The sequence below is a fragment of the Streptomyces sp. NPDC045701 genome (genome assembly GCF_056432045.1).
In genome coordinates this window covers 1-12,657 of record NZ_JBWKJV010000078.1, presented here as the reverse complement: position 1 = coordinate 12,657, position 12,657 = coordinate 1, and the positions used below count along the sequence as shown (strand labels likewise).

Sequence of the window (12,657 nt, the reverse complement as noted above, 5' to 3'; positions counted from 1 at the left end):
ATCCTCCGACAACACCAGCTCGGCCATCGGCCGCCCCATCTTCGCCATGGAGACAGCTTACTAATTCAACGAATTCCCGGCGCAGGACACTAGGCTCGTACCGTTCCGCTGCCACCCGCTACCGCCGGAACTATCCACACGACATCGTCGCTCTCCAATCTTGTTTCGAGACCATCGAGTTCCCTGATGTCGCTGTCGTTCCGGTAGACGTTGACGTAGCGCTTCACGGACCCCTGCGGGTCCATAAGTCGTTCGAGTACGCCGGGGCAGGCGCGGTCAAGGCCGACGAGCACTTCCCGGACGGTGTCGCCCTCGATGGGCACCTGCCGCTGACCGCCGGTCAGTACATGGAAGGCCGCCGGGAGTTTGATGGTCACCACGGAAGCCGGAAGGCTCTTACTGACACCCTGTGAGACATCGCTCATGTTTCATTTCCCCTGGGTAGGCCATCTTTGTTCATCCTTTTTTCATCCTGTTGGCGCCACACCTATCGTCAGGTCGGCGCTTCCACCTCGAATTCGTCGCGGATCGCCGAAGGAATCCGGATGTCAAGGCTCTCGCACCGGCCCGCACCGGGCCTCCAGCCCGCTACCCGGTGCGCCATGCCGCCACCGCCATCATGGATGTACCAGATCACGTTGACCGGCCAGCACGACTGGCGGAAGAGGTACTCGTCCATCCTGGTCGGTTTTTCGCTGAGTCGCTGGTAGCGCTCGTGCGGTGGGCCGATTTCGTGCCAGTTCGGATGCGAATGTATGGACCCCATGAGATCCAGACCCTTGGCGGACTGCTTCTTGATCGCCTGAAGGACACTCTTTTCATCGCACCAGAACCCTCGCCCTGGGTTCCTGTACACCTCGCCGAACCGCGGGGCGATTGTCTGTTCGAATTCAGCCATGACGCTTTCGTCGCTGTCGCGGACGTTCGTCACGAATTCGATGTCGCTGATCACTGTCTCAGCACCGTCCGACGCCCCGAACAAGACGGCCGAGGCGCGCGGCAGGTGGGTGGGAACTCCCTCGTCGTCACGGCTGTCCAGACATTTCTGGTACTCCTGCACGGCATGACGAATGAAACGCCTGGCGGGTTCGGCGCCGAGGCGGACGATCGTGGCAGGACTCTCGCACTGAACGTTTTTCATCAACCGGCTGTGCACCTCCAAAGGGGGGCCGTGTCTCGTGTCTCCAGTCGTTCCTGCACGAGAAAGACTGCAGGCGCGACCCCCGTCCGCACGAGGTACGTCGGACACCCTTTTTCGGCCTGCACGGTGGTGGCATGCCACGGCACCACCGCGCCACGGCCCGCGCCGCCGGCAGTCGGCGCTCCGTGGTGGTGTGGCCGGGACCCGGCCACGGGTGGCGCGGGTGTGCTCCGAGCACCGCCGCGCAGCCGGGAGGCTGTCACGTGATCACCTATGGCAGGGCCTCCCGCTGCGGCAGGCTCTCCCCTGGCATGCCCGGCAGGAGGGCACGCCGCGGCTGAGGAGGGACGATGAGGGAGATCCGGAGTTACGAACGGTCACTGGCGCGTAGTCGGCGGTCGATGACGCGGGACGACCGCCCTCGGATCTTTCTCCTCCATGGACGTGAGTGGGACCTTCTGGACGAGGTGTTCGCCCCGCCGTTCTCACCGTCCACCGAGGCGGCGATGGAGTTGCTCGGCTTTCCTGCCGATTTCCACCGGAGCGACTCGTTCCTGGAGATCGGCTGCGGAACCGGTGCGATCGCTGTGTCCGCGGCACTTGCGGGATGCGAGCGGGTGGTCGCGGCAGACATCAATCCGCATGCCGTGCGCAACGCCGCGATCAACGCCAGGCGGCACGGGGTGGCGGACCGGGTGCGCACCGTGCACAGCGATCTCTTCGCGGGCCTGTCGGCGGAGGAGAAGTTCGATGTCGTGTACTGGCACTCGAACTTCGTGCTCGCCCCCGCCGACCACCGGTACGCGACCCTTCACGACCGTGCGTACATCGATCCCGGCTACCGGACACACCGCGGGTATCTGTCGGCAGCCACCGAACGGCTCACTCCGACAGGCACGGCCCTGCTTCATTTCAGCGATCGGGGCGATGCCGAAGCCCTGACCAGGATCGCCGGCGAGTGTGGCCGGAAACTGAGGGTGGCCGGCCGCCTCACGGTCGAGGAGGGCCCGGAAACCGTGGAACACGTCCTCTTCGAGATCACCGCGGCCTGACGTCCGGGACCAGGGGCCCGCCGCCAAGTGGTTTGACCATGCAGGATGAAGATCCTATGGTCGCCACTGGCTGGTGCGGACCACCTGGAAGCGGGGGAGTTGGGGTGGAGTCGGACGACATACGCGCGGACGACCTCACGCTCGCGGTCGTCCGGCTGCTCGCGGAGGAGGCACCGCTCCACCGTTTCGACGAGCTGCTTCACGAGTCCCACCAGTACGAACCGGGCACCCACGACCACGACCGGCTCGCACAAGCTCTGGGCATGGCCCGTGGGATACGGGAGTCGGCCGTACACGCACGGCGCCGCGAGGCCGGCACCGTGGCGCTGATCGACTCGGCACTGGAATTCATGGCGGCCACCGACCCGGAGCAGCTCTCCCGGTCCATCGCGGTCCAGGCACGGCGCCTGCTCGGCCTGGACCTCGCCTACATCACGGCGCTCACCGGCGACGAAGGCTGGTGCGTGCACACCTCCGTGGGCGAGACCACCGCCATGAACGTCGGACTGGCGGTTCCCTCCGGTCACGGCATGGGCGCTCTCGTACACGACAGCACGGCGCCGTTCTGGACCCCCGACTACCTCGCGGATCAGCGCATTCAGCATTCGGAGCACGTCGACCGGGTGGTCCGGGCCGAGGGACTGCACGCCATCATCGCGGTGCCGCTCGGCCGCGGAGGCGACCGGTTCGGGGCCCTGTACGGAGCCGAGCGGAAGATCCGTCACTTCCATCCCGACGAGGTCGGCCTGTTCCGCTCCCTCGCGGAGCTCGCCGGCGTGGCGCTCCAAGGCGTCAGGCGCCTGGAGCGCGCCAGGAACGAGACGCAGGAGCTGCGTCGGGAGCTGGTCTCCCTGCAGTCCCGGCTCTCCCGGTCGGCTGCCTGGGAGGAAGTCATGACCCGGCTCATCGGCGCCGCACTGGACGGGGCGGACCCTCAGGAACTAGCGGAGGCCGCGGGGACGATCCTGGGAGGGACCGTCTCGGTGCGGGACGACGTCGGGCGATGGCTCATCGCTCCGGGCGGGATGCCGGGCGGGGACGAGGCCCTGCTGGCCCAGGCGTCGATCGACTCGCACGCCACGGGGAAGCCCGTCGCGGTCGGCAACGGTCACTGGGCCGCCGCCATCAGCGCCGCCGGAGAGAACCTCGGCCTGCTGGTGCTGTCCGGTCCGGACCGCCGATCGACCGTGGACCAGGGCCTCCTGACGGCCGCCGCGCAAGCCGTGGGTGTCGCGCTGGTCCTCCAGCGCGACACCACCGCGGCGGAGGGCGCCGCCCGGAGCGAACTGCTTGACGCACTGCTCACCACCCCGGCGAACGCGGCCCGTCCGCTGCATGCACGGGCCGGACGGCTCGGCTTCGAACCAACCGGCACGTACGTGGTCGTCGTTGCCAGACCCGAAGGGGACCACGGCCGCGCCGCCGTCTGGGCCTCCTCCTACGCCTCTCGGATGGCGGGTCTGAACACCGTTCACGATGGCTGCATCGTGCTGCTGCTCCCCGGTGCGGACGCTTCCGCCATGGCCCGTACCGTGTCCGGCGAGCTGTCGCCCTTGCTGCCCCGGCCGGTGTCGGTGGGGGCGGCAGGACCCGCGGTCGGCGTCTCCGCCGCCGCCGAGTTGTACGACGAGGCTCTACGCTGCCTGGAAGCCATCACGGCCCTGCGGGGCCCAGGAGGCGCGGCAGCCACCGAGGATCTGGGGTTCCTGGGGCTTCTTCTCGCCGACAGCACCAACGTCGAGGGCTTTGTGTCCTCGACGATCGGCCCGGTCCTGGCGTACGACTCCGAGCGGGGTACCGAGCTCACAGCCACGTTGGCGGCGTACTTCGAGGCTGGCGGCAGCCCGAGTCGTGCGGCGAGCGCGCTGCACCTGCACGCCAACAGCGTCTCCCGCCGCCTCGGCCGTGTGACCGAACTGCTTGGCCCGGACTGGCAGCAGCCCCGCCGGGCACTGGAAATACAGCTCGCACTGCAGTTGCAGCAGACCAAGCAGATGTTGATCCAGCGCCAGGGCACCGGACGGCAGGAGTGACCGCACTGGGTGTACGGCTACCCCCTTGGCGCTGTGGTGTCCGGGCACCTCGGTGCCCGCCTCGGACGTACTGGCTGGTGCGCCACTTCGGGGCCGAGGACCTGGCGATCGGCGCGCCCGAGTGCGGGTCGTGGATGCGGGTGCGAGCCGCCGGCTCCCGCCGGTGGGACGTGACGACCCGCGGCCCCCAGGGACATCTGGGCGGAGGTCCAGGACGCCGCCGCCCGCTGGCGGGCGGCGAACCGGCCGCCTACCGGCTTCGCCTCGACACCGACGACGTCCAGCGGGCGACCAGCCCTAACGGCGACCTGACCTGACAACTCCCCCACGCTCCCGGAGATTCACGATAACCCGCCCCGACCAGCTGGCCTCCGCGGCGGTCTCGGATGCCGCACGCCGTCGTGGCGATCATGGGAAACGGCAGCCTGTGGACCCACGAAGCGGACGGGACGGTTGCCCTTCGGGGGGCTGATCCAGACTTACCTCGGCGAGGAGCGTCGCGCGGGCACTCGCGGCACGTACGCCGGACCGGGCCGCTCCTACGAGGACGACCTCGCCGGCTCGGCGTTCAGTGACGTGACCGAACGCCGCTTCCCCGTCGCCCGCGCATGGGCCCCGAGGACATCGTCGGCTACCTGCGCACCACCGGCTTCGCCCGCCCCGGCCTCTTCGCCGGACGGCACCCCGAGTTCGAGGCCGAGGCGGTCGGTCTCCTGAAAGGCCCATGCCCGCGGCGGCGTCCTGACCGAGGACGCGGAGTTCACGGTGTTGCTCGCGCGCCGCCCGGGCGGTGACGGGGGGCACGCAGCGGCAACCCGAGCCGCTCGACGTCCACCTGATCGCCGTGCGCGACGGCGCGGCCGGGCAGCCGGAGGTGCTGCTGTCCCGGCGGGCCGGAGACGTGTACGCGGCGGGGTGCCGGCAGCTGGTCGTGCCCCGGACGGCACAGCCCGCTCGGTGTACCGGGCCGACCCGAGGAACGACGCCGCCCCCGGACGCACGGATGGCGGGTGCTCCGAAGAGCACCCGCCGACCCGCGCGTCCGTCCCGTGGGGGCGGCCCGGCTCAGTCCTTCGCGGACCACCAGGCCGGGGAGATGCCGATCGACCAGACGTCGCCCACCTGGCGTTCGTCCGGGTCGTCCGGGTCCAGGGCACCGTAGCCGTACGGGTCGGGATCCTCGACGACGACGATCCGGGCGCCGGAACCGGAGACCCGGTACCGCCTCGTGTCCGCGACCGGCGGGGCGTCGTCCGGTTCGACCGTGTGGCCCAGGCCGGTGATCACGTCCCGCAGCTCGTCGAAACGCACCCGGCGAGCGAAGTCACCGTAGGTGTCCCGCAGGGGGCGCGGGACATCGCCCGCTCCCGGGAGCAGGCGGTGCACCTGGACGCTGATGCCGAAGCACGGCCAGGTGTCGTCACTCCTCTGGAAGGACAGCTCGACCAGTCCGTAGTCCCGCCGCAGCAGCTCCCCCGAGCGGTCGTCGAGGTGGTCGGGTCCCAGCACCGCCTCCCACTCGGCGGGCTCGGACCCGATTCCGGCCCCCAGCACGTCGCCGCGGGTGGCGACATGGGCGTAGAAATCCAGATCGGGCATCTACATCTTCTCCATGGCGTCGATCAATTGCTGAAGCTCCTCGGTCCGGTCGTTGCTGAAGCGCCACTGTGGATTGCGGCGTTCCTTCATGGCCTTGGCGCTCGACTCGAAGACCTCCTTGGCGGCCTTCGTCACCCTGATCATGTCCGCTCGCAGCTTCGGGTTCGACTTGATCATGTCGATGACGGCGTCCACCTGCTTCTGGGTGGCGGTGCCCTTGCTCATACGAAGGGCCACGCCGGTGATGCCGCCCTTGCCGTCCGGGCGCAGGGCGACCTCCATGCCGTCCTTCATGTTGACGTGGGCGCCCTTGTGGACCCAGTCCTGGTCGACCTGGCCGACGTGGTCGATCTGGAAGTTGCACTTCTTCTTCTTGGCGTTGTGCACCAGGACGGTCGCGGGCCCGGCGGCGACGTAGTACGTGTGGATGCCCTCGACGGTGAGGTTGTGCACCGTCAGGGTCTGCGACCAGGCGCGGGTGGCGAGGACCTGTCGCTCATCGCCCTCGGGCGTGTGGAGCAGGTCGCCGGCCCGGAGGTCGGCGGCGTCCAGCCAGCGGTGCCGGTTCTCCACCCAGAACGGGTGTCCGGCGGTGGCGGTGACCTCGCCGGTGGCGTCGCCCGCCGGGCCGTCGGCGTCGATGGTGACCTTCACCAGGTCCTTGCGGCCCGTGCCGGTGATCAGGTCGGAGACCGGGCGTGCCGCGGTCTCACCGGTGACCGGGTCCGTGGCCAGGACCCGCTGGCCGATCCGCACGTCCTTGATCGGGAGGCGGGTGCCGTCGGCCATCAGGACCGGAGTCCGCGGCGTGAAGCTGTTGTCCTCCAGCGTGCAGACCACCGGGGTGTTGCGGAACTTCTCGAGGACCTCCTGGCCCTTGGCGATCAGCTTCTTCGCCTTGGCCGACTTGTCGAGGAAGTCCTTGATACCCAGGATGGCCTTGCCGATCTTGGGGAGCTTGGAGACCAGGACGGCCGCCTTCGTCCACGGCAGGCTCTCCACGACCGCCCACAGGCAGGTCGGGATGTCCGGGTCGTTCCAGCACTCCTTGATCTTCTCGGCGGCGAGTTCGACGAGGAGTTCGGCGCCGTTCTCCATCAGGTAGTCGAGCAGGTTCTGCTGTGCCAGGGCCCGGGCCGCCTCGTACTCCTCGGGCGACATGTCCGCGTCCTCGAGGGCCTGCTCCTCCTGCCAGGTCAGCTCGGGGCCGCCGCCCTTGCCGTCCTGCCTGGCGGCCTCCTCGCGCTCCTTGCGCTCCAGTTCGCGCTGGTACTCCTCGGCCTTCTTGGCGGCCTCGTCGGCCTCCTTGGCGTAGGTGCCGGCGTTCTTGGCGGCCGTCTCGGCGGAGGCGGCGTGCTTCTCGGCGGACTCGGCGAACGTGTTCGCGTCGGCGGCGTCCTTCTCCGCCTGGGCAGCGGCGCCCTGGGCGACGCTCGCTTCCTGCTCGGCCAGGCTCGCGGCGCTGTTGGCTGCCGCGGCGTGGTTCTCGGCGTCGGCGGCGGCGCCCCGGGCGCGGGCCGCCTCGGCCTCGGCCTGGGTGGCCGCGTTGCGGGCGGCTGCCGCGTCGGCGAACGCCTGGTTGGCGGCCGAGCGGGCGAGTTTGGCGTCGGCCTGGGCCTGGGCGTCGGCCTGGTTGGCGCGTGCCGCGGCGGCCCGTGCCTTGGCGCCGTCCTCGGCGGCCTGGGCGGCGGACTTCATCGCCGCCGCCGAGGAGCGGGCCGCGTCGGCGGAGGAACGGGCGGCGGCCGCGGCCGCCTTGAAGGCCGGTGCCACCTGGGCGTTGGCCCGCTTGGCCGCGGCCTCGGCGGCTTCGGCGGCCTTGACCGCCTCGGCAGCGCGGGCCTCGGCCTTGGTGACCTCGGCCTGGCCCATCGCCTGGGCGGCCTTGGCGACCTCGGCGGCGAAGTCGGCGTTCACGTCCGTGCCGGTGAACGGCGCGGTGAGCGCGATGGCGGTGTTCGCCGGGTCCGCGATGCCGGCCGCGGTGGTACGGGCCGACGTGGCGGCCTGGAGCGCGATCGTGGACTGGAGGCGGGCCATGGCCGCCTCCCGGGTGGCGCCCTCGGCCTCGTCCCGGGTCCGGTTCGCCGCCTGGAGCGACTGGTTGGCGTGGACGGCGGCCAGGCCGGCCAGCCGGGAGGCCTCATGGGCGGCGATGCCGGCGCGGGCCTCCTGCGCGGTGGCCTCGGCCGCCTTGGCGTTCGCCCGCTGCGCCGCCGCGTGGGTGGCGGCGGCCTCGGCCTCGGCCCTGTTCGCCGCCGCGTTCGCCGCGAAGGCGGCCGCCTCGGCCTTGTTGGCGGCGGCGTTGGCGCGGGCGGCGTGCGCGGTGGCCTCGGCGGCCGCCGCCCGTGCCCGCGCGGCGGCGCCCGCCGCCTCGATGGCCGCCGAGCGGGAACGTACCGCCGCCGCCGACGCCTGGTCGGCCGCGCCCCGTGCCGTACCGGCCGCCGTTCCGGCGGCGTCGGCCGCGGAGCGCGCCTCGGTGGCCGCCGCGCGGGCGGTGCCGGCGTGCTCGGTGCCCGCGGCCTTGGCGGCCATCGCCTCGGTCGCCCGGGCCCTGGCCGCTTCGGCGTTGTGGACGCGTTCGGCCTCGACGGCCTTGTTGCGGGCGGTACGAGCCTTGGTCTCCTCGCCCCGCGCCAGCTCGTCGGCCTTGGCGGCGATGCCCTCCTGGGCCTGCGCGGTGGCCCGCTTCTCGGCGGCCACGGCCGCCGCGGCCTGCGCGTCCGCCCGGCGGGCGGAGGCGGTACGGGCCTCGGCCTCGGCACGCGCGCGTGCCGCCGCGGCGATGTCCCGCTCCCGCTCGGCCCGCGCCCGGGCCGCGGCGGCGAGGTCACGCTCGCGTTCGGCGATCGCCCGCTGCTCAGCCGCGATCTTGGCCTGGCGCTCGGCCTCGATCCGCGCCTCGCGCGTCTTGCGGGCGTGCTCCCACGCCTCCTTCTCGGCCTGCTCGGCGGCGATCCTCGCCTGACGCGACTTCGCCGCGGCGTCCGCCGCGATCCTCGCCTGCTGGGCGGCGGCCTCGGCGAGCCGGGCCGCGGCCTTGGCGTGCTCCTCGGCGTTGGCCCGCCACTTGGCGGCCTGCTGGGCGTGCAGCTCGGCCTGGTTCTGGGAGTTCAGCCCGGCGGCGTCGGCGGCGGTGGCGTCCACCGCGTGCCGCGCGGTCGCCGCGGCCTTGGCCGCCGCGTCCGAGGCGCCCGCGATGCCGGAGGCCACCTCGGACCACTGCACCCCGTGCGTCAGCCCGGTCTCGACCAGCACATCGGCCTGCACCTTGGCCTGCCCGGCCGCCACCTGGGCCGCCTTCGCGGCGCTCTCGGCGATGCCGACCTGGCGGGCGACCTCCGCCTTCACCGGGGCGTAGTCCGACAGGCGCTTGCCGGCCTTGTCGGCGGCGAGCATCCGGTCGGCCTCACGGGACTGGGCGGCGGCGGCGCTCATCGCGTTCGACGCGGTCTTGAGCGCCTTCACCGCGTCGCCGTGCGCGGCGATCAGCTTGGTGCGGGCGGCTGCTGCGGTGGCCGCCTTCTCCGCCAGGTCGCGCAGCTTCTCGGCCGCGTCCAGCGCCTCCTTCTGCGCCTTCTCGTGCGCCTCCCGGTCGTCCGCGTCCTTCTGCGCGGCGGCCAGGTAGCCCTTCGCCAGGTACTCGGCGATCACCTTGTCGTCGCCCGTGGCCAGAGCGGCCTGCGCGGTGCGCTTCACCTCGGGGCCGCCGACCGCGGCGAGCATCTCGACGCGCTTGCGGTTCTCCTCGGCGCGCTGCTGCTCGTTCTGCTCGGTGGCCTTGTCCCGCTGCCTGGCGATGTCCGCGCCGAAGGCCAGGAAGTCGGCGCGGTCCTGCGCCGTGCCCTTGAGAACCCGCTCGACCTCGGCATTGAAGAACGGCCCGCCGGTGCCACGCAGCGCCTCGATCTTGCCCCGGTTGGCCACGTCGACGGCGTCCCGCTTGTCCTTGGCGCGCTGTCGCGCCTCGGCCTCGCCGCGCTCCAGGAACTCCCGGATCGCGTTCGGATCGGTGCTCGCCAGCGCCGCCTTGGCGGCCTCGCGGACCTCCTCCTCCTCGTCGAACTCCGCGAAGTCCTCCACCAGTTGCCGGTCCCGCTCGTCGCTGATGCGGTCGAGCTCGGACGCGGCGGGCGGGGCGGGGTCGCTCTGCGGCCTCGCCGCCGCCGCGAGCCGGTCCAGCGACTGGAGCGTCCGCGTGAGCGACGCCTGCTCGGTGCGTACGGAGGTCGCGGCGGCGGCCTCACCGGCGACGGTGCCCAGCACCGCCACGGCGATCGCCGTGGATACGGCCTTCCGTATGTGCACGGCCACGCCTGCGCGCAGCCCTCCGGCCCTGGGCCGGAATCTTCCCCTCACGGCAGTCCCTCTCGAAGAGTGGATGGAAAAGGACCCCGACCCGGTCATGGGGCGGGGCGGTCGGTGTGCGTGTGCCGTCCGGCCGGCCCCTGGTCGAAAGGGCCGGCCGGACACCCGAGGCGCTCGGCCTGGGCCTGGGTCGGTCGGATCTCCGGGCCGGGACCGGACGTCATGGGCCGGAGCCGGAATGCACAGGCCCAGGCCGGTGGTCGCGGCCGGGGGCCGGAGTACACGGCAGGGCCGGACGTCACGGCCCGGCCCGGCTCGTGGGGCACTCCCCCGGCCGTACGCCCTGGTCATACGCCCCCGTCGTACGTCCTGGTCGGGCCCCCGGTCGCGCCCCTGGTCACAGGCGCCGCGCGCTGTCCGGCCCCGCCCCCGGTCACGGGCGGGGCCGGTCGTACGCCCGGGTTCAGCCCCGGGTGCGGTCCTCGCCGTCCTGGGCGCGGTCGAACATCGCCTTCCAGAACGCGGCCGCCTCGTCCGCGGCCGTCCGCTCCCCGGACCAGGCGGCCTCGTGGTCGTCGGCGGTGCCGGAGATCGCCTGCCAGAGGCGCTCGGCGGACTCGCGGGACAGCTGGGCGACGGTCCGCCAGTTCTCCGCCTGCGCGGCCGCGGCGGTCTGTTCGGCCTGCCAGGCGCGCTGGGCCGCTCCGGCGTGCTCGGACACCGCCTGCCAGGCGCGTTCCGCCTCCGCACGCGCGCGTGCGGCGTCGGCGGCATCGGCCACGGCCGCCTCGGCCACCGTGGCCTCGGCGATCAGGCGGGTCAGCGTGTGGTGGCGTGCCGCCTCGGCGTCGGCCACCCGGCTGCGGTACGCGGCCAGGTCCAGCGTGGCGCCGGTGGCCCAGCCGTAGCCGAAGAACTCCGCCACGTCGGCGTCCGTGGCTCCCGGCCGCAGCGCCCACTGGGCCGCGACCCGCACCTGCTCGCCCGGGTCCTGGGTGCCGAGGGCGCGGACGAACTCGCGGTCGGCGGCGGCGACGTCCAGCCGCTGCTGCTCACCGGCCTCACGGGCGGCGCGGTCGCGGCGCTGCGCTTCGGCGTAGCCGGTCGCGACGAACGCGCTCTGCTCGGCGGCGCTGCCCTTCAACGCCCGGGTCGCGGCGGCCCGCACCTGCGGGGAGAACGACACCGTGTGGGTGGCGAGCACCCGCTCGCAGAACGCCTTGTTGCGGGCGCGGGTGTCCCGGGCACGCTGCTTCGCGGCGTCGAAGCCGCCGCCGGGGGCGAGCCAGTCCAGGAGCGCCTGGTCCCCCCGGGTGCTGCGCAGGGCGTTCCACGCGGAGGTCCGCACCTCGGCGGCCGGGTGGGTCTTCGCCATCGTCGTCACCCGTTTGCGGGCCTCCTCGACGGCGGCGGCCAGCTCCGGCGACAGCGCCGGCGCCTGCACCTGTGTCCCGGCCGGTACGGCTGGTACGGCTGGTACGGCGCCGGCGATGGCCACCACCCGCTGCGGCGCGGCGGCCGGGGTGCCGGCGCTCGCCCACGCCGGTACGTTGCCCACGAGGGCGATCGCACCAGCCAGCGCGCCGGTGGTCACCGCCCGCGCGCATCTCCACTGACGAATCAACTCAAGGCCCCCCTCGAAAAATGACGTACGGTTCACGGCCGCCGGGGCGGGGCCGCAGGTGCGACCCCGCCCCATCGCGGCGTTCAACACGCGCACGCGCAGGCGTGCGCGCCGTCCGGCCGGCTCACGCGGCCGTCCGGACCTGCCACAGCTGGGCGACGGAGCGGTTGCAGGTGTAGAGCTGGAGGTCGATGCCGTTGTCCTGCTTCTGGCTGGGCACGTCGACGCACTTCTCCGGGGCGTGCGCGGGCTGGAGCTCGTACAACTTGCGCACGGGGTCGACCAGCATCATCCGCCAGCGCTGGTGCTCCCCCTGGCCGCAGGCGAACTGCTGGACGGCCGCGCCGGGCTCGACGCTCTGCCGCTGGACTTCGAGGCACTTGCCGCTCTTGACGTTGCGCAGCTCGAAGGTTCCGCCGGCCGTGGCGACGGTCTTCCACTTCTGGGAGTCGGTGCTGTTGCAGTCGTACTGCTGGACGTTGATGCCGTCGGTCGTCTTGCCGCCCTCGATCTCCATGCACTTGCCGCTGTGGGCGGCGGTGAAGGTGACGACCTGCTGCGGCACCTGGCCACGGGCGATGGCCTCCGCGCGGGCCGCCGCGGCCGCGGCCGCGGCCTGGCGGGCCGCCTCGGCGGCGGTGGCCGAGGCGGTGGCCGCGGTGGGGTCCTCGTCGGCCTGGACGGCCGTGGCGGTGCCGGCGAGGACGGCGACGGCCGCGCCCGCGGTCAGGACGGCCCGGATGGTGCGGCTGGTCCGAGACATGTGGGGATCCGTTTCTCTCGCGTGTCGGGGGGTCAGGCGGCTCTACCTTTTTGGACGGGTTGGTCCTCCCATTCGTAGGGTGGGGACGCCCAGGGGTATCGGGTGTGGCTATCAGGCTGCTGCCGCTTTGTGGC

General features: G+C 72.4%; 9 protein-coding genes. 3 read left to right on the top strand and 6 right to left on the bottom strand.

Annotated elements, in window-relative coordinates; genetic code table 11:
* Positions 1-89: 89 nt before the first annotated feature.
* Both AC07DW_RS31420 and AC07DW_RS31415 read right to left on the bottom strand, forming a co-directional pair.
* Positions 90-425, bottom strand: a complete 336-nt coding sequence (locus AC07DW_RS31420) for a MoaD/ThiS family protein (RefSeq protein WP_478861061.1) — start codon at positions 423-425, stop codon at positions 90-92.
* A gap of 68 nt (positions 426-493) precedes the next feature.
* A complete protein-coding gene (locus AC07DW_RS31415; protein WP_478861060.1) occupies positions 494-1,141 on the bottom strand; it encodes an MPN domain-containing protein in 648 nt (215 codons plus the stop codon).
* Positions 1,142-1,542: 401 nt separating this feature from the next.
* On the opposite strand from AC07DW_RS31415, the gene AC07DW_RS31410 reads away from it, so the two are divergent.
* From AC07DW_RS31410 to AC07DW_RS31400, 3 genes are all read left to right on the top strand, one after another.
* Entirely contained in the window at positions 1,543-2,193 is a 651-nt protein-coding gene (locus AC07DW_RS31410; RefSeq protein WP_478861059.1) for a methyltransferase domain-containing protein, read from the top strand.
* A 104-nt stretch (positions 2,194-2,297) separates the two neighbouring features.
* Positions 2,298-4,226: a helix-turn-helix domain-containing protein gene (locus AC07DW_RS31405; protein WP_478861058.1), complete on the top strand. Its 1,929-nt coding sequence runs from the start codon at positions 2,298-2,300 to the stop codon at positions 4,224-4,226.
* A 77-nt stretch (positions 4,227-4,303) separates the two neighbouring features.
* Positions 4,304-4,543, top strand: coding sequence for a hypothetical protein (locus tag AC07DW_RS31400; protein ID WP_478861057.1), 240 nt, complete (start codon positions 4,304-4,306; stop codon positions 4,541-4,543).
* Positions 4,544-5,291: 748 nt separating this feature from the next.
* Here AC07DW_RS31400 and AC07DW_RS31395 read toward each other — a convergent pair.
* The 4 genes from AC07DW_RS31395 to AC07DW_RS31380 form a co-directional block, all read right to left on the bottom strand.
* Complete coding sequence (locus tag AC07DW_RS31395) at positions 5,292-5,825, bottom strand: hypothetical protein (RefSeq protein ID WP_478861056.1); 534 nt, start codon at positions 5,823-5,825, stop codon at positions 5,292-5,294.
* Complete coding sequence (locus tag AC07DW_RS31390) at positions 5,826-10,136, bottom strand: Hint domain-containing protein (RefSeq protein WP_478861055.1); 4,311 nt, start codon at positions 10,134-10,136, stop codon at positions 5,826-5,828.
* Positions 10,137-10,599: 463 nt separating this feature from the next.
* Positions 10,600-11,694, bottom strand: coding sequence for a hypothetical protein (locus AC07DW_RS31385; RefSeq protein WP_478861054.1), 1,095 nt, complete (start codon positions 11,692-11,694; stop codon positions 10,600-10,602).
* Positions 11,695-11,884: 190 nt separating this feature from the next.
* On the bottom strand, positions 11,885-12,523 hold the full coding sequence (locus tag AC07DW_RS31380) for an RICIN domain-containing protein (RefSeq protein WP_478861053.1): 639 nt from the start codon (positions 12,521-12,523) through the stop codon (positions 11,885-11,887).
* Between the last annotated feature and the right edge of the window lie 134 nt (positions 12,524-12,657).

What these genes read in the sequence shown, in the direction of transcription:
- AC07DW_RS31420 (WP_478861061.1), bottom strand. Translation starts at nt 425, where the DNA reads ATGAGCGATGTCTCACAGGGTGTCAGTAAGAGCCTTCCGGCTTCCGTG.
- AC07DW_RS31415 (WP_478861060.1), bottom strand. Translation starts at nt 1,141, where the DNA reads ATGAAAAACGTTCAGTGCGAGAGTCCTGCCACGATCGTCCGCCTCGGC.
- AC07DW_RS31410 (WP_478861059.1), top strand. Translation starts at nt 1,543, where the DNA reads ATGACGCGGGACGACCGCCCTCGGATCTTTCTCCTCCATGGACGTGAG.
- AC07DW_RS31395 (WP_478861056.1), bottom strand. Translation starts at nt 5,825, where the DNA reads ATGCCCGATCTGGATTTCTACGCCCATGTCGCCACCCGCGGCGACGTG.
- AC07DW_RS31380 (WP_478861053.1), bottom strand. Translation starts at nt 12,523, where the DNA reads ATGTCTCGGACCAGCCGCACCATCCGGGCCGTCCTGACCGCGGGCGCG.